The 14,573-nt window shown below is 62.1% G+C and carries 22 protein-coding genes and 1 pseudogene; 11 read left to right on the top strand and 12 right to left on the bottom strand.

Annotated features, from left to right (window positions below):
* Positions 1-55: 55 nt before the first annotated feature.
* The gene (locus tag K6K41_RS06205) at positions 56-523 is read left to right on the top strand and encodes a hypothetical protein (protein WP_261404336.1); all 468 of its coding nucleotides are present in this window, start codon (positions 56-58) and stop codon (positions 521-523) included.
* Positions 524-700: 177 nt separating this feature from the next.
* On the opposite strand, the gene K6K41_RS06200 is transcribed toward K6K41_RS06205, so the two are convergent.
* The 6 genes from K6K41_RS06200 to K6K41_RS06175 form a co-directional block, all read right to left on the bottom strand.
* Complete coding sequence (locus tag K6K41_RS06200; RefSeq protein ID WP_261404335.1) at positions 701-1,183, bottom strand: hypothetical protein; 483 nt, start codon at positions 1,181-1,183, stop codon at positions 701-703.
* 312 nt (positions 1,184-1,495) lie between these two features.
* On the bottom strand, positions 1,496-1,777 hold the full coding sequence (locus K6K41_RS06195) for a hypothetical protein (RefSeq protein ID WP_261404334.1): 282 nt from the start codon (positions 1,775-1,777) through the stop codon (positions 1,496-1,498).
* A gap of 842 nt (positions 1,778-2,619) precedes the next feature.
* Positions 2,620-2,844 (bottom strand): hypothetical protein, encoded by a 225-nt coding sequence (locus tag K6K41_RS06190; RefSeq protein ID WP_261404333.1) that lies wholly within the window; start codon positions 2,842-2,844, stop codon positions 2,620-2,622.
* Between the two features lie 384 nt (positions 2,845-3,228).
* Entirely contained in the window at positions 3,229-3,435 is a 207-nt protein-coding gene (locus tag K6K41_RS06185; protein ID WP_261404332.1) for a hypothetical protein, read from the bottom strand.
* Positions 3,436-3,811: 376 nt separating this feature from the next.
* Positions 3,812-4,586 (bottom strand): IS5 family transposase gene (locus tag K6K41_RS06180; RefSeq protein WP_428978572.1). Its coding sequence is split into 2 segments (ribosomal slippage): positions 3,812-4,258 and positions 4,260-4,586, totalling 774 coding nucleotides; the frame shifts between segments, so codons are not numbered across the junction.
* A 354-nt stretch (positions 4,587-4,940) separates the two neighbouring features.
* Complete coding sequence (locus K6K41_RS06175) at positions 4,941-5,123, bottom strand: hypothetical protein (protein ID WP_261404330.1); 183 nt, start codon at positions 5,121-5,123, stop codon at positions 4,941-4,943.
* Positions 5,124-5,275: 152 nt separating this feature from the next.
* Here K6K41_RS06175 and K6K41_RS06170 point away from each other — a divergent pair, with 152 nt between their 5' ends.
* Complete coding sequence (locus tag K6K41_RS06170) at positions 5,276-5,446, top strand: hypothetical protein (RefSeq protein ID WP_261404329.1); 171 nt, start codon at positions 5,276-5,278, stop codon at positions 5,444-5,446.
* Positions 5,447-5,811: 365 nt separating this feature from the next.
* On the opposite strand, the gene K6K41_RS06165 is transcribed toward K6K41_RS06170, so the two are convergent.
* Positions 5,812-5,970, bottom strand: coding sequence for a hypothetical protein (locus tag K6K41_RS06165; RefSeq protein WP_261404328.1), 159 nt, complete (start codon positions 5,968-5,970; stop codon positions 5,812-5,814).
* A gap of 255 nt (positions 5,971-6,225) precedes the next feature.
* Between K6K41_RS06165 and K6K41_RS06160 the strand changes: the two genes are divergently transcribed.
* From K6K41_RS06160 to K6K41_RS06140, 5 genes are all read left to right on the top strand, one after another.
* Positions 6,226-6,378 carry a hypothetical protein gene (locus K6K41_RS06160; protein ID WP_261404327.1) on the top strand — a complete coding sequence of 51 codons (153 nt, stop codon included), beginning with the start codon at positions 6,226-6,228 and terminating at the stop codon, positions 6,376-6,378.
* A complete protein-coding gene (locus K6K41_RS06155) occupies positions 6,375-6,605 on the top strand; it encodes a hypothetical protein (RefSeq protein ID WP_261404326.1) in 231 nt (76 codons plus the stop codon). Before K6K41_RS06160 ends, K6K41_RS06155 begins: the two co-directional genes overlap by 4 nt.
* Before the next feature lie 565 nt (positions 6,606-7,170).
* Positions 7,171-7,368, top strand: coding sequence for a hypothetical protein (locus K6K41_RS06150; RefSeq protein WP_261404325.1), 198 nt, complete (start codon positions 7,171-7,173; stop codon positions 7,366-7,368).
* Positions 7,284-7,787, top strand: coding sequence for an outer membrane protein (locus K6K41_RS06145; protein ID WP_315855209.1), 504 nt, complete (start codon positions 7,284-7,286; stop codon positions 7,785-7,787). Before K6K41_RS06150 ends, K6K41_RS06145 begins: the two co-directional genes overlap by 85 nt.
* 728 nt (positions 7,788-8,515) lie before the next feature.
* Positions 8,516-9,046, top strand: coding sequence for a calcium-binding protein (locus tag K6K41_RS06140; RefSeq protein ID WP_261404324.1), 531 nt, complete (start codon positions 8,516-8,518; stop codon positions 9,044-9,046).
* 69 nt (positions 9,047-9,115) lie between these two features.
* Here K6K41_RS06140 and K6K41_RS06135 read toward each other — a convergent pair whose 3' ends face one another.
* Complete coding sequence (locus K6K41_RS06135; protein ID WP_261404323.1) at positions 9,116-9,340, bottom strand: hypothetical protein; 225 nt, start codon at positions 9,338-9,340, stop codon at positions 9,116-9,118.
* A gap of 87 nt (positions 9,341-9,427) precedes the next feature.
* Positions 9,428-9,988 carry a thermonuclease family protein gene (locus K6K41_RS06130; RefSeq protein ID WP_261404322.1) on the bottom strand — a complete coding sequence of 187 codons (561 nt, stop codon included), beginning with the start codon at positions 9,986-9,988 and terminating at the stop codon, positions 9,428-9,430.
* A 22-nt stretch (positions 9,989-10,010) separates the two neighbouring features.
* Here K6K41_RS06130 and K6K41_RS06125 point away from each other — a divergent pair.
* Positions 10,011-10,457: pseudogene (locus K6K41_RS06125) on the top strand (Ros/MucR family transcriptional regulator).
* A gap of 186 nt (positions 10,458-10,643) precedes the next feature.
* Here K6K41_RS06125 and K6K41_RS06120 read toward each other — a convergent pair.
* Positions 10,644-10,874: a DUF2934 domain-containing protein gene (locus tag K6K41_RS06120; protein WP_261404321.1), complete on the bottom strand. Its 231-nt coding sequence runs from the start codon at positions 10,872-10,874 to the stop codon at positions 10,644-10,646.
* A gap of 184 nt (positions 10,875-11,058) precedes the next feature.
* On the opposite strand from K6K41_RS06120, the gene K6K41_RS06115 reads away from it, so the two are divergent.
* The 3 genes from K6K41_RS06115 to K6K41_RS06105 all read left to right on the top strand — a co-directional run bounded on the left by K6K41_RS06115 (position 11,059) and on the right by K6K41_RS06105 (position 12,869).
* The gene (locus K6K41_RS06115) at positions 11,059-11,259 is read left to right on the top strand and encodes a hypothetical protein (RefSeq protein WP_261404320.1); all 201 of its coding nucleotides are present in this window, start codon (positions 11,059-11,061) and stop codon (positions 11,257-11,259) included.
* 20 nt (positions 11,260-11,279) lie between these two features.
* Entirely contained in the window at positions 11,280-11,507 is a 228-nt protein-coding gene (locus K6K41_RS06110; protein WP_261404319.1) for a hypothetical protein, read from the top strand.
* Positions 11,508-11,804: 297 nt separating this feature from the next.
* Complete coding sequence (locus K6K41_RS06105; RefSeq protein WP_261401868.1) at positions 11,805-12,869, top strand: IS110 family RNA-guided transposase; 1,065 nt, start codon at positions 11,805-11,807, stop codon at positions 12,867-12,869.
* A gap of 449 nt (positions 12,870-13,318) precedes the next feature.
* On the opposite strand, the gene K6K41_RS06100 is transcribed toward K6K41_RS06105, so the two are convergent.
* Both K6K41_RS06100 and K6K41_RS06095 read right to left on the bottom strand, forming a co-directional pair.
* Positions 13,319-14,023 (bottom strand): anti-sigma factor, encoded by a 705-nt coding sequence (locus tag K6K41_RS06100; RefSeq protein ID WP_261404318.1) that lies wholly within the window; start codon positions 14,021-14,023, stop codon positions 13,319-13,321.
* A complete protein-coding gene (locus tag K6K41_RS06095; RefSeq protein WP_261404317.1) occupies positions 14,020-14,562 on the bottom strand; it encodes a sigma-70 family RNA polymerase sigma factor in 543 nt (180 codons plus the stop codon). Before K6K41_RS06095 ends, K6K41_RS06100 begins: the two co-directional genes overlap by 4 nt.
* Between the last annotated feature and the right edge of the window lie 11 nt (positions 14,563-14,573).

Raw genomic sequence — 14,573 nt, 5'->3', positions numbered from 1 at the left:
GGGCACCCTGAGCCTGTTGGCCACACGATCGGCTGCAACCCTCCGGGACATAGGCGTGACGACTGAAAGCGACCTGGTCCGGAACGAGCGGCTCAAGGCGCTCGGCCTGATGTTCCATCAGCTGGCGGTCGCGATCTTCGTCGCGGCCGTGGCGGTCTCAATCGCGGCCGCAGTGACGAGCGACGGCTTGGCGCTCCGGTATCTCGCCGCGGCGCCCGTGGGGCTGCTCCTGACTTCTGGCTGCGTCGCGCTCGGGCAGCAGCCGCTTCAGCGAAGCAGCGTCGCCCAGCCGGGTCGCGGCCGGGCTCGCAGGCTAATCGAGCTGGCTCATGTAGACGAGCGTCGCGCCCATGGCGCTTGCTTCGTTAGGTCTGAGCTGCATCTTTACGTGAACCAAGCCGGGATCGTAGATCTCGAGCACGATCTCGCCGTTGACGACGTTGAGCGACTACCTTCGGGCATCTTCTCTCATGACACACTCCATCAGCCGCTGAGTTGCGGTGACAGAGCGTCTCGCGAATAAAAATTGAAGGTAATCGGGTCACACTTAGATCAACAAAATTTGTATAAAATCGGTGGTTATTTGAAATGCCGATGTTTCATTTTGAAACATCTACGCAAGCTTGTCTGGCTGCTTGTTTTGTCCATTCGGATTGAGGACGCCCGCGGTTAGACCGAGCGCCCTCAGTCCGAGAGGCGACTACTTGCTGTACGAAATACCTTTCCAGATGCGCCCTTCATTGCGGTGACGACCGCCCCAAACCGCACCGATCGTGGCAGCCGCAGCTGCGACGAGCGCGGACGCGGCAAGTAAGAAAGCCGTGAGGATGCTGGCTTTGCGGGCTTTCTCGGCGGCGATCTCGGCCTGCGCCTTGGCGTCGTCGAACTGCTTCTGAGCCTCGACCTTCAGCCTGTTCGCTTCGGCCTTGGCGTCATCGACTTTCTTCTGCGCTTCGGCCCGCAATTCCTGGGCCTTCCCGACGGCTTCCTTGACTCGCGCGTCCGACTCCTCGGCGCTCAAGCCGGTCCGCGCCACGACCTGATCTCGGAGAAAGAGCCGATCCCCTTCAGTTATGTTCCCGGTGGTCGCCAGATTGCTCAGGATGGTCGCGGTCTGCTTCTGCGCCGCGGCGGGATCCTGCGGCGTGCTGGCGCCGTCTCGGTTGGGAGCGGGTCGAACCATCTGATCAATGAGATAGTCGACCGGGTTCGAACGCAGCCCTTCGGCAGCGCGTTCTGGACGGACGGCGCCGCGGCGCCCTGTGCGATGCCGCCTGCTGCCTGACCAAGCCCACTGACAGCGCCACCAGCTAACTGGCCCGCTCCCTGAGCGACACCGCCTGCCGCAGACCCTGCCGCCTGCACGGCCGTCTGCGCAGCCCCGCCGATCGTACGCGCAGCGCCGCCGGCGAGCGACGCCGCAAAAGTCCCGGCGACGAGCATTCCAAGGCCCCACACCACTAGGCCGTGAAGACCGTCTCGGGCCGAGGTCTCGTCAGGCGTGGGCGTCGCCGACGCCTCTGCGCATCCGCCCGGCGATATAGCCGCCAAGCAAATAAACAGCCGCTACGGAGACCGCGGTGAAGAGTCCGGTGACGATCAGGCCGAAGGTGCTGACGCCGCCGTCCTTACCGACTGAAACGGAACTGAGGCCAAGGGCCCCCGCAAATGTCGTGAGTACGAGGGACGCACCTCCGGCGACGACTGCGCCGGCGAAGATCGCACCCCAATCGGCATAGCTATGGCTGGTTGCGGCGGGAGATGTGGTCTCGCTCATCAGCGCAATCCAACAGCGACAGGACAGCGAGCACGATGACGACGAGGCCGACTAAATAGATGATCGAATTCATGGATCCCTCCTGCTTCCGCGGAGGAAACGTGCGGCGTGCGTCGATGATCCGAGCCGACTTGGTCCAATGGTCGAATGCCGGCCGTCCGCAGACTCAGGCTAGTGGACGTCGCCGACGGGTTTTGGGCCTGATCAAGATACGGTTTGAGCCTCGAGCCAAGCCATATCGAGAAGGTATTACAACGTCGCGAGGTCGAGGCGGCGAGCCAGCTCCACCCTCCGGGCTAAGCCATGACGCATCACCTTTACGAATCGACCCCTTGCGCTGTCTCCAAAGGGCCACATCTCGCGACGGTCGATCTCAGCCGCTTGGTTGCCGGAAACGGAACCGTTAAGCGCGCGTTGGAACAGCGGGCGCTGTGGGGAACGCAATGACTGATCCTGCCAATCACATTAATGGCTGTTGTATTGGCCATCGCTGGAGCCGCGGCCACCGCGCCGAAGTTCAGACCCGCGACCGAGCTCGCGGGCCATGCGGAGATTTCGGCAGCGTCCGCGATAAGCCAACGTTGACTAGATGGGCGCTTTCGATCGACCCCGAACCGCGTTGACGATCGCCGCGGCCCTGGTCCTCGCCATCGTTCTGCTGATCCTTCTGGACCGGCTGGTTTTCGATCGACCTGTATCGTCGACTGACCCAGAGCGCGGCCGGTGCGCCGTTGCGCGCCAGGCGCTCGACGCATTCGACCAAGGTCGACGCCCACCGGCGGAATGGATCCAAGATCGGGCTGCTGCAGCCGAGGCGGTTAAGGGATGCGATCGGCAGTAGGTTACTTCACCTTGCCCTGCTTCTGTTCGTCCGCCGGATCTTTGTAGGGCCCCTCAGGGCGCTTTTCATGGCGCTCGCCGCCATCTTCGTCTGCCGAGCCTTCAGAGCGCTTTTTGTCTAGTGTTTCAATATCGAGATCTTGAGCCGGTAAGTCGACGGGGCTATCCGACCTAACGTGGCTACCCGTTTCGTCCGATCGCATCGGGGGCATTTTGATCTTGCTCATAGAGCGCTCCTATTGCTTCGTCGCTAGGGAGAGATAGAAAGCCTCAGCTATAAAGCCGCGGCCTCGATGCGTTCATCCCGGGTTTACCGTTGGCCCACCTTTGGGCAGCGGTTCAGTCACTTCGTCCTTGTTCAGCAAGAGCGCCGACGCGGCGACAGCGAGCGCGGCCACGAACGCCAACATGAAGGCGAGAGGCTTCCATCGAGTTTGGGACCGTTGCTCGCTCATGCTCATCTCCTCACGCGTTTCGGAGCTTAAGCACGTGTGAACGCGCAAGGTTCCGACGACAGAGATGGAGCGCTGCCGATCGCGAGCGCCGCGAGGCCGAGATGGAAGCGACGTATCAAACGTAGATAGCTGCAGGGTAGGACTTCCGCCGCACGATCAGAGGCTATTGGCCAATGCCTTCAGGTAGGCCAGATGGCCAGCAATCGTGACTGACCACCCCTCGATCGACTGCCTGACGAAACCGCGCGCTTCGAGGTCTAGCAGCAGCTGCCGATTCCGGATCTCGAGGGCACGCTCGGCCAACAGCAACTTCATGGCCGCGACGTCGGCTTCAGACAGAGGCGGGTCGGCACGGTCAAGCATGGCGGCAATGTGGCAGACGCCGCGGTAGCAGGCGAGCGTCTTAAGACATTGGCGGCGCAGAATTTTCGAGCGCGACAGCTAAGAGACAGGCTGGTGAAGGCCTGCTGAACCTAGCGATCAGGCTGGCGTCAGCTTCGCCGAGATACCCTCAGTGCGCTTCGGCTGGCCCCCGCTCGGAAAAGGCGTTGGACGGGTTTCCGCCCCTCTCCGTTCAAACGGACTGAAGCATGGCCCGTTCGTTTGGGGATCGGACGGGCCGCCTTCAATGAAGATCGCCGACGCTTTCCGGAACTGAGCGAGACGCTGTCTCAGCCTCCAACCAGGCCATGTCGAGAAGATAGACCAGCGTCTTGAGATCGTAGTGGCGCCACGCGCCTTAGGAAGCGGACTCATAACGCGTTGACCAGAGACGCGCGGCGACGAGCTTGATGGCTGCGAGGAAGTTGTCGGCCCTGCGGTCGTAACGGGTGGCGATGCCGCGCATTTGCTTGATACGATTGAAGAAGCGCTCGACGAGATTGCGCTGGCGGTAGACCCAGCGACTGAAACTGAAGGTCGCCTTGCGGATCGAGCGCGGCGGGATGTTGGGCCAGGCTCCGCGGTCTTGCACGAAGGCGCGGACGCCATCGGTGTCGTAGGCCTTGTCGGCGACGACCGCGGCCCCCGGCCGAATGTCAGCCAGCAGCGTCGCGGCGACCGGCGCGTCGCCTGCCTGTCCCGCGGTGAGCTCGATCCGGATCGGTCGGCCCTCGGCGTCGACGAGGGCGTGGATCTTGGTCGTCAGGCCGCCGCGGGAACGTCCCATGCAAGGATCGCCGGAGCCCCCTTTTTGCCCGCGGCCCCATGCTGGTGGACCGGACGCAGGAACTGTCGATCATCACGATGTCGCCGTCGTAAGCCTCCGACACCGCAGCCAGAAGCCGGTCCCAGACGCCGGCCGCCCGCCATCGGCTGAAGCGGTTGTAGAGCGTCGTTCGCGGCCCGTAGCGTTCCGGAACGTCGCGCCAGGACGAGCCCGTCCGGAACCGCCACAGGATGCCGTTGATCACCCGTCGGTCGTCCACCCGCGCGACGCCCCGGGAGTTCCGCGGAAGCAGCGGCTCGATGATCCGCCACTCGTCGTCCGACAGTTCGTGTCGTCGCATGCCCATCTCCTTCAAAGGAGATGGAATCAGCACGCGCTCGAAAACGAAACCCCGTTAATGGGGACGCTCCCTAGTCCCTCTATCTCGGTCGCGATGTAGTCCGCGGCGTGAAGCCGAGAGTGACTTAACCCGCCCTTGCCGTCGCCATTGCTGGCCATGTGCGTCGCCTCGCGCGCAAGTAGAACGCGCTAAACGAAGTTGAGACGGCCAAGGTTGCTTTGAGGAGCGTCATCCTTTTGGGCGCCGGTGCGGCTGGGCGATGACCAGAGCCTCCGTCCAGCCGCCGCCCACCTAGCTTCGGGCGAGAAGCTCGGCAGGCGCCTCATAATGCTAGAGCCGCCGTGAGTCGTTCCCTACGACTTATTTCGCCTTGGCGGCGTCGCGAGCTTTCCGGGCCGCTCGCAGCCGGGCCGTCTTGGCGTCTTCGGCCGCACGGTTACGATCCACTATTTCTTTGGCGGCCTCGGTCGTCTTGTCTAGGCGAGCCGCGACCTTATCGGACGAGAAAGGGTGCGGAGGTGACTTCTTCTCTTGGTCGATCATCTGCGCCCGCTCGTGGAGACAATGACCGAGGGGGAGCCATGTCCCCCAACAGGCTCTCCCCTCGAGGATCGCGGAAGGGTCGGGCCAATCCGCATCCGATCGCTTTTTAGGGCGCCGAGCGCCAACAACTACGATGCGTTTGGCGCATAGTTTTGGATCTCGCGCAGCGCGCGCTCAAGCAAGCCCGCGATTTCGCCGACGTTCGCGCCGGCACCAATGAGTTCCTCAGCCCATTCGGCCAGGCCGAGATCAACCCATCGGAGTTGGGTGAGTATCGAAGGGATATCGTCCATGTCGCTAAGATGACGCAGCTTTTCGAGTGAGCGCTCTATCAAAAGACCTGATGCGACGCACAAAATGCGGCTTTCAACGTGACGGCAAATGAAAAGCCCGCCGCGTCGGGGAGCGCGGCGGGCTTCTTAAAGGCGAAACGCATCGGGGGAAGGTACGCTTCGTCTGCTAGACGCAGCAGGCTGCAAATGGTTCCGCGTCAGGTAGGCGATTGCGCCTCTTCCGGATCTTCAGGAGCAGGCGGCTCTCGATCGTCGTCCGCGCTGCCGGGCTCGGCTTCTTCTCGGGCTTCCTTGTTCGTCGCAGCTGCGGGCTTTTCTCCGCCGCCGACCTCGACGCCAGCCTTTTCGTTCGGCTTTGACGTGTCGGTCCATAGACCGACGGCTTGTCAGTCATGTCAGGCTCGGCGGTTCGCCGGATCGCGCTGCTCGGCCGCGTAGACGTCGCGCGTTCCGCGCTCGGTCAGCCGGCGCTTTTCACCCGTCATCCCCTGGCGGCTCTTGAACGCCGCGTAGGCGATCGTGATCCCGAGCAGGCTCACGCCAAGCACGGTCATCAAGAGCCACAGATCTCCGCCACCATTCGCCATGTGTCTTCTCCCTGATTTCGTGTCCCAAGGAGAAAGGCTCGCGCTTCAAAACGTTCCCGCCTGCAGCCAAAGCGTGATGATCGCCAGTTGAGCGAAGCGCTGGAACGAACCGCAAAGCCCGCGGTTGAGGCCATCGGGAGTCACACTTCGGGTTGAACCATGACGCCACGCCTCGACGGCCTGTCGATTAAGCAGGTTTGCGCACTGAAGACCGTAGAAGCCATGAGGCTCCGCGAGCTCGATCTCGTTCTGTCGGCTCTGGAGGACGACGGACTGATCGAGTGGAAAGAGCGGGCTTGGGCGCTCACGGAAGCGGGCAAATTCGCCGTCCGCCGAAACACGGACCCGCGATCCGGCGAGGTGGTCCGCGCATGACCGGCGCACGCGCCCTTTCGCCGGAAGGCGTCGCCATCCTTGAAGCGTTGATCGAAGGGGCCGACAGCCCTCTGCTGTCCGGCAGCGTTTTCCGCGCGCTGGAAAACACTGGACTGATCCGGCGGCAGGGAGACGGCTGGCTGCTGACCGATGACGGCTTGCGGTCGCTCAACGAAGCGCGCGAACGGATGGCAAGCGATCCGCAAATACGGCATGGGATCGGATGACGTTCGCTGGCCTGTGAATCGCCGCTATTTCCAAGCGATCAGATTGATCAGCCCGATTAGCGCGACGCCGGCCAACGCGTAAGACGCCATCCAGAAAACAAACCGAAGCCCCAAACCCTTCCAACGGGGAGCTGCCTTCGGCTGAGGTAATAAGTCGTGCCCTAAGGTCGTCATGCCCGAGGCTCCATTGGAGCGCCCTCGAGGGGAATAACCGACGGACACACCAAAGGTTCAAAGCGTCTGCCGAACGACGAGAGCAGCGAAGTAACAAGGAGACCGCCCGAGCTTGGTGCGCGACGCAGCTACAGGCGGCCTGTTTGCGCGACGGGACTTCAGCGCGAGAGAAGTCTCGCTGAAGATGGTCAGCAATCACTTAACACGCTGGCGCGCTGGTTCTCTTGGCGTCGTGCTACGAGCAGCCGTTGCGGACGAGCTGTCGACGACTCGCCATGCGCCTGGATAGGCTTTGTTTCCCGCGACTGTTGCGCCAAAGGCGCAGACAAATCAGCCGAATTACACGCATTAGGACACCCATCGCCGGGCTCGCCGGTACCAGGAAACCTAAATGCGCAATCTCTTCGTTGGCGTCGCGGCGGCGGCTCTGCTTTCGACCGGCGCCATGGCGGCCGACCTCCCGATGGAAGCGGCCCCGGCCATCGTCGCCGTCCCCTCGTTCAGCTGGACCGGCGGCTACGTCGGCGTTCAGGCCGGTTACGGCAAGGATCGCCTCGGCGGCGGCGCCTTCAAGCCGAAGGCGCTCTGATCGGCGGCTACGCCGGCTACAACTTCCAGTTCGACAACTCGCCGATCGTCATCGGCGCCGAGACCGATTTCAACTGGTCCGACCAGGACGACAAGATCAGCTTCGGCCCGCTCGGCAGCGTGAAGGCTGACGTGAAGTGGGCCGGCGCCACGCGCGGCCGCGTTGGCCTCGCCTTCGACCGCTTCCTGGCGTACGGCGCCGCGGGCGTCGCTTATTCGCGTGTTAAGGGCAACGCCGCGGGCATCACCTCGTCGCGCACCTTCACCGGCTGGACGGCCGGTGGCGGCCTCGAGTACGCCTTCACCGACAGCGTCGTCGGCCGCGCCGAGTACCGCTACTCCGACTACGGCCGCCGCAACGGCGTGAAGCTGACCGAGAACCGCGTCATGGGCGGCCTCGCGATCAAGTTCGGCTGGTGACGCCAAAGCTGTCGTCCTGACGACGGCAAGAACGAGAGGCCCCGGCATCAACCGGGGCCTTTTCTATGAAGCGCCAAACGTTTGATGACTAGGCCAAATAAGCTCGCTTGCAGGCAACGAATTACGATAGCTAATCTCTAGTTCTCTCCTATATTATTTGGCCACCTGTCAACTCTGTATTGCGACTGTTTATTTTTTACCTGCTCCGCTGTCCTCGCGTGAACCGCGCTCGATACGTTTCGAAGCGCCGCTCCTCGATCATTTCGGCCAACTCACTTTCGAGCCGCTTTTGCGTCAGTCGCGAAGCGCGTAGGTCCAGGCCCAATGAACTCAGGTAGCTGCGGTGGAGCGCGAGTTCCGCGAGCCGCCGTCTTGCAAGAGCGATACGGTCGTCAATCTCCGTGAGAGCGGTGGTCCGTTGATGCATCACCTCACTACGGATCACCCGCCTACCGGATTAATCGAAGGTTAGGCTCTCGCGTAAATTGTCGATTATCTTATTGACCGTTCGGGCCGGCGCGGAAAGGGTGCTGTATAAAAGAAGAGCGCAACCGCATTTGGGTGGATTTGCTAAAAAAGCTTTTTGACAGCTCTTTCTGTTATTACAGAATTGTTCCATCACATATTTCTGAAGCACAAAAATTTTTGCTCGGCGCCATTTGGTTGTGCGCGCCTATGTCTGCCATCGGAGACGCTGCAAGGGTGGCGTACATTTTCAGAGAAATTAGATGGCTAAGATCAACGGCAACGCCAAAGCGAACGAACTTCGTGGCACTGAGCGCGACGACGTTATCAATGGGAAGGGCGGCGATGACGAGCTCGAAGGGCGCGGGGGCAACGACGAGCTCAACGGCGGTTCCGGCAATGACGACCTTGAAGGCGACAGCGGCAACGACACCCTTAACGGCGGCTCGGGCAATGACGATCTCGACGGCGGCTCGGGCAAGGACGTCCTGAAGGGCGGCAAGGGTAACGACGAGCTCGATGGCGGATCTGGCAACGACATTCTGACCGGCGGCAAAGGCTCCGACGTATTCAAGTTCGAACGAAACGACGGAGCCGACACGATCACGGATTTCGCCGGCGGTAAGGATCGAATTGAGTTCGATATCGACGGTCTTGACTTCAACGACCTGACCATCCGAAACAATGCGGACGGCGATGCGGTAATTACTTGGGGTGATAGAGGTTCCTCGATCACGCTCGAGGGCGTCGACGCATCCAAGCTCGATCAGAACGACTTCGTCTTCGACAATTGATCGACTGAACTGCTGTCTTAGATATATGAAGAGCCCGGCGTGCTTTCTCGACGCGCCGGGCTCTCTTAGCTAAGCGCTGCCTTCGCCGATGATCGGAGTGGGCTTGTCGAACTGCTCCTCGACCTCTGGCGCGGAGTTTGGATCAACCGGCTTAACGGCCCCAGGGGTGCCAACAGCCAGATCCGCGTGGATCAGAGCCGCCTGGCGACTAGGGTAATTATCCGAGACCGCATCGCCGATCTTGTAGGCCCAACCGTCGGCTGTCTCGATGATCTCGTATCGATCGTTCGCCATCTTTTCCTCCTCTTCGAGTACGGAACGGCGGTCGGTTGACCTTGTTCCGGATCGAAGAAAGTCGCTCGCGCAGCGCAGGCGCTAGCATCAGGTCGGCCGATCCTTCGCCAGCAAGGACGACCACGGCTTAGCGTGGCCCTCGCGGACCAGCCGCGCGCCCACATCTTCCCCGACTGAATAGACGACGGTCACCGTCCGGCCGTAGCGGTCCCGTCCTCGTCGATCGATCGAGAAATCATTCGGCGCCTTGAGCTTCTCAAGCCGTTCCTGCGCTGCCTGGGCCCGAAGCAGCTCGAGCGGACATTTCGCCCTCCCGAATTCCGGCGCATCGATCGGGCCCGCTTCCGAGCGCAGCGGGATCCGCTCGCCGGACGCGTCAAGCGTGTCGCCGTCGACGTCATAGACGTCGGACGCTAGGGCCGACCCGGGCACCGTAAATGCGCCCGATAAAACGAGAAATGCGGCTAAAGCGCCTCCGAAGGTCCGAATGACGTAGCGTTTCGTGCGCGCGATTAAGCTACAAAATGCCCGGCTGGCCGGACGTCTGCAAGGCGTCTTCATTCCGGAATCATAGGTATTCGTATCGAGTAACTCGCCGCTTACTTCACAACCACCATTGCCAAGATCACGACGCAGCGCAGTTATCAAATCAACGCAATGGAGAATGCAAATGGAAGATCAGGTCGATTTCGTCGCGCTGACGGGAGATGTCGTCAGCGCCTATGTCGGGAACAACTCGGTGGCTGTGGCGGATCTTCCGACGCTCATCCAGTCGATCCATGGCGCGCTCAGCGCCGCCGCCAAGGACAGAAGGCCGAGCCTATCGCCGAGCCTGCGAAGCCCGCCGTCTCCGTGAAGAAGTCGGTCACGCCCGACTTCATCATCTGCCTGGAGGATGGGAAGCAGTTCAAGTCGCTCAAGCGTCCCTCCGGACCAAGTACGACATGTCGCCGAGGAATACCGCGAGAAGTGGGGCTTGCCGCACGACTACCCGATGGTCGCGCCGAACTATGCGGCCGCGCGCTCCGAGCTTGCGAAGCAGATGGGCCTTGGCCAGAAGCGCGCCGCGGCGAAGGCCGCTGCCGCGCCGGCCAAGCGGACCAAAAAGGCCGCGTGACGATCGCTTGGCGGGAAGGACACGAAAGCATTCCCGCCGAGCTCGCTAGGCCAGCAGCCTGGTGCGGGGCGCGGGCGGTGCGGATAGCCCGGTCTCCAAAACTGACAGTCGGGTGGTCAGAAGCGAACAAAAAAGGCGACTCCTGGATCGGAGCCGCCTCGGGTGTGAGGTCGACCAGCTACGCTTTTACGGCTGCGTCGCTGATGGCGGATCGCTCGCCGGCACCGATTCCTCAAGCTCTTGATCGAGCTTTTCGTTCGCCTCCATCGAGCCACCCTTGTTCGCGGCGGCAGGATCATCGCCACTGATGTCCCGCTCCGCCTGATACCAGAACTGCTCGGAGTTCCCTTCCGGCTGCCCAGCCTGCACCCAAAGCTCGTAGGCGCGCTGCTTAATTTGGGCTTCTCGATCGCTCATAGCGCTGGCTCTCTCGAATGATCTCCGACCGCGTCGGATCATCCGCAAAACCCGCGCTCGCCGTCTTCGTTCCAGAAGGAAGTTCACGGGTCGGCGCCGCGGCTCACGACCCTGGCATTTGCGGTCCCTACCGGAACGAACGGACGACTGCTGAGCTTCACATCGGTAGCCGAAGGAGAGCGCCGTGGAGTTCCGGGAGAAGCTGAAAGAGGATCTCGCCATCTTCCGTCAGCGCCTGATCTGGCTCGAGGATGGGACCATGCGGTCCTACGAATATTCGCGCGGCCATCGCATGGACCGCGTCCCCGACGCCATCGATTACACGAAGCGCATCATCGCGGAGATCGAGAAGTGCCTCGCGGAACACAGCGAGCGCGGCGGCTGAGTGAGGCCACGGGAGGGCCCATGAGCACGACCTTCAAATCCAACAATGACAACACTCTGGCGACAGGCAGATCCGAGCCCGACAAGGCCAAGCTTGTCCCATTCGAGGATCGAAAAGACGCCGGCCCGAACAACAGCGAAAAAAGCAAAAGCGATGAGCCGCGGGATGCGGGCGACATCGCGGAAAAGAAACAGGGAAGCGGCGAGCGGACAAAGCGCCGCTCGGGGCTATTTCGCCTGAGAAGCTGACGACTGAAACGGACGACGGGGCGGTATGACACGTGAGGCGGCGACGGGTGGCCGCCTGACGATTGCTCGACGGACCACCGTCGTCTTCCGACGCGAAGGCAGCTACGGCGCTCCCGCATCCTCGCCACGAAGATCAGCGAGATGATCTCAGCTGGCACATCATTTGCGACTGACGCAGTCGCTTCAAACAAGCGGATAGCGGCCCTTCACAACGTCGGCTAATGGGATGGACCGGCTGCTTCCCTCGGCGGGTTAGCCTTCAAGGCTGTTGCCCGCGAAGACCTGGAGAAGCAGCCCATGCAAACGACCCGCGAAACCACAACGCCCGCGCTGACATCCGTCGGAATCGATATCGGCAAGGACGTCTTTCACGTCGTGGGTTTTGGCCCCGACGGGAAGATCGCGTTCCGGAAGAAGATCCGACGGCTTGCCCTCGTCGAGACGTTCAGGGCGCTTCCGCCCTGCATCGTCGGAATGGAGGCCTGTCTGAGCGCGCACTTTGTCAGCCGGACGCTGCGTGAGCTCGGCCATGAGCCTCGGATCATTCCGGCGATCTACGTGAAGCCCTTCGTGAAGGGCCAGAAGAATGACTACAACGACGCAGAGGCGATTGCTGAGGCGGCATTGCGGCCGAACCTAAACCTGGTTCGGGAGAAGACGCAGGATCAGCTCGATCTCCAATCCTGTCATCGAGTGCGCTCGCGGCTGGTGTCCCGCCGCACCGCGACCATCAACCAGATCCGCGCCTTCCTGATCGAACAGGGCATCGCGGTCAGGACAGGTTCGCGCTCGCTGCGCAACTCGCTGTTCGAGATCTTGAGGAACAGGGAGAGCGAGATCTCGCCGCGCATGCACGACCTGATCGTTGGGCTTTATGAGGACTGGCTCTGGTTGGACGAACGCATCGAGACCATCACCCGTGAGATCGAGCAGATCAGCCAGACCGAAGAGAACTGCCGTCGGTTGATGAGCGTGCCGGGTGTCGGGCCGCTCATCTCCACCGGCGTGGTCGCCGCGATCGGAACGGGCGAAGCCTTCGAACGCGGACGCGATTTCGGCGCCTGGCTCGGCCTTGTGCCGCGGCAGTACAGCACTGGCGGGAGGTCGATCCTCGGGCGCATCTCGAAACGCGGCAGCCGCTATCTGAGAACGCTGTTCATCCAGGCTGCGAACGTCATCCTCATGCGGCCGCAGAACTGGGAGCGGTTCAGCTTCGGATCGTGGCTGAAGGAAGCGGCGACGCGCCTTCACCGCAACAAGCTGGCGACGGCGCTGGCCAACAAGCTCGCCCGCATCGCCTGGAGCGTTCTACGTCATGACAGGGCGTTCGACGCTCACCCTGTTGAGGCTACGGCGATCTGAAGCCGTAGCCTCGTTAAGTTCGCGACCGAGAACTGCATGGAACGGATCGATCAACGCGCTCGGAGTCTGATGACCCTTAGGGTCGCTTGGCGACCTGTCCGCTAATGAGACCAAATGCGCGTGCGTATTCCCATCAAGGCCACGGCCCGCGAGCCGATCAAACAGGCCGGATACATATCAGCGACTTCCGCACCAGCACGCCTCAGTTGCGAACAGCAGCCGGTCCATACATTCGGGTCAGGTCGGGACCAGCGCTCACGGCTGAGACGCGCCAAGAACGGACATCCGCCGACGTCCGCGAACCCGACGGGCATGCCGGGTCAAAGAGGCGCCGCCTCGCTGTCAGCGCGCATGGCAGCCTGTCAGCTTCACACGACGGCCGTTAGACAAAACGCGCGGATTGGCTTCCGAACTCGATAGGCTCTTTGAATGTTGCCTCCGCAATCTCTTTAGGATGGACCGATCGACCCGCTCGCGACGATCTGGCCGGTCGGGAGGCCGGTTGGAGATCCGCCAAACGGCTCTACGGACACGGCGAGCGTTGCTCCGTCGATCAACGCGGCGCGGCGATCCTCGGGAATGACCACAACTCCACCGGGACCGGGCGCAAAGACGCCGAGCGATTTTGGCTGACCTGAACCCGGCACAAGCCAAAGCTCTAGAGATTTTTCTTTCGGCTGCCCGCTAGCCGCAGGCGTGACTCGCAGGATGCCTGCTGCCTGATCGTAGGTCGCCACGAGGGATATATTTACATCCGGAGCCGTCAGAAGAGCCACCAACGGCGGCTCGATAGGCTTTTGAGGCAACAGAGTGAAAGCGTAGATGACCGCAGCCGCGGCCGCGGTTGAAGACGCGAAGGAGATCCCCCTCCAGAACGACAGGGAACTCCAGATTTCCAAACGCTGCTCCGCCTCGCCGAACAGGCGACGTTCGATCTCAGCAAAAGCCGCTTTTGGAGGCGCGGCCTCGCCGTAGTCGTCGTTGAACGAGGCGAGCATGGCCTCCCAGCGGCGAACTCGACGGGCGAACTCCGGGTCGTCGGCGATACGCTCATCGGCCTCCGACCGCAGGTCGGCCGACAACGCTCCGACGACGTACTCGCCGGCGAGGATCTCATCAGTGATCTGGTCATTCTGCGAAGGACCAGACGTCATCGCAGCATGCACTCCCGAAGCTTCATCAGGCTGCGTCTCAACCAGGTCCGGACGGTGTTGAGCGGCGCTTCGAGCTCGGCTGCGATCTCGGCGTAGCTCAGGCCTTCGACATAGGCCCGGCGCACCGCGCCGGCATGCGCCGGATCAAGCTCCTCCATGCAGCGGTCGATCCGTCGGCCTTCGTCCGCAAGCACCGTAGAGGTTTCGGGATCGATGGTCGTCTCGTCGGAGACATTGTATCCGTCCTCGAGATCGGCAGCCGGGAGTTGGCGCTTCCGCACGGAGTCGATCGAGCGATGCCGGGCGATCGACGACAACCAGGTGTTCGGACCTCCGGCCGCCGCGTTGTAGCTTTTCGCACCGCGCCAGATCTTGACGTAGCTGTCTTGCAGCGCGTCTTCGGCCTCGTCCCGGTCCTTCAGGATGCGCAGGCAGATAGCATAGAGTTTTGGGCTGGTGGCTTGATAGAGCGCCGCGAACGCAGCGCGATCGCCGTCGGCGACGCGGTTGATCAGTATCGCGATCTCAGGACTCGCCATTATTCGGTGCT

The organism is Chenggangzhangella methanolivorans (assembly GCF_019797865.1).
Lineage (GTDB): Bacteria > Pseudomonadota > Alphaproteobacteria > Rhizobiales > Methylopilaceae > Methylopila > Methylopila methanolivorans.
Note: the sequence above shows the minus strand (reverse complement) of the source record. Positions and strands in the feature narration are given on the sequence as shown.

Bases quoted from the DNA above. Each gene is read 5' to 3' on its own strand.
- K6K41_RS06200 (WP_261404335.1), bottom strand. From the start codon at position 1,183: ATGGTTCGACCCGCTCCCAACCGAGACGGCGCCAGCACGCCGCAGGAT.
- K6K41_RS06175 (WP_261404330.1), bottom strand. From the start codon at position 5,123: ATGATCGACCAAGAGAAGAAGTCACCTCCGCACCCTTTCTCGTCCGAT.
- K6K41_RS06165 (WP_261404328.1), bottom strand. From the start codon at position 5,970: ATGACCGTGCTTGGCGTGAGCCTGCTCGGGATCACGATCGCCTACGCG.
- K6K41_RS06095 (WP_261404317.1), bottom strand. From the start codon at position 14,562: ATGGCGAGTCCTGAGATCGCGATACTGATCAACCGCGTCGCCGACGGC.
- K6K41_RS06185 (WP_261404332.1), bottom strand. From the start codon at position 3,435: ATGCTTGACCGTGCCGACCCGCCTCTGTCTGAAGCCGACGTCGCGGCC.
- K6K41_RS06100 (WP_261404318.1), bottom strand. From the start codon at position 14,023: ATGACGTCTGGTCCTTCGCAGAATGACCAGATCACTGATGAGATCCTC.
- K6K41_RS06190 (WP_261404333.1), bottom strand. From the start codon at position 2,844: ATGAGCAAGATCAAAATGCCCCCGATGCGATCGGACGAAACGGGTAGC.
- K6K41_RS06120 (WP_261404321.1), bottom strand. From the start codon at position 10,874: ATGAGCGATCGAGAAGCCCAAATTAAGCAGCGCGCCTACGAGCTTTGG.
- K6K41_RS06105 (WP_261401868.1), top strand. From the start codon at position 11,805: ATGCAAACGACCCGCGAAACCACAACGCCCGCGCTGACATCCGTCGGA.
- K6K41_RS06155 (WP_261404326.1), top strand. From the start codon at position 6,375: ATGACCGGCGCACGCGCCCTTTCGCCGGAAGGCGTCGCCATCCTTGAA.
- K6K41_RS06110 (WP_261404319.1), top strand. From the start codon at position 11,280: ATGAGCACGACCTTCAAATCCAACAATGACAACACTCTGGCGACAGGC.
- K6K41_RS06140 (WP_261404324.1), top strand. From the start codon at position 8,516: ATGGCTAAGATCAACGGCAACGCCAAAGCGAACGAACTTCGTGGCACT.
- K6K41_RS06150 (WP_261404325.1), top strand. From the start codon at position 7,171: ATGCGCAATCTCTTCGTTGGCGTCGCGGCGGCGGCTCTGCTTTCGACC.
- K6K41_RS06195 (WP_261404334.1), bottom strand. From the start codon at position 1,777: ATGAGCGAGACCACATCTCCCGCCGCAACCAGCCATAGCTATGCCGAT.
- K6K41_RS06135 (WP_261404323.1), bottom strand. From the start codon at position 9,340: ATGGCGAACGATCGATACGAGATCATCGAGACAGCCGACGGTTGGGCC.
- K6K41_RS06160 (WP_261404327.1), top strand. From the start codon at position 6,226: ATGAGGCTCCGCGAGCTCGATCTCGTTCTGTCGGCTCTGGAGGACGAC.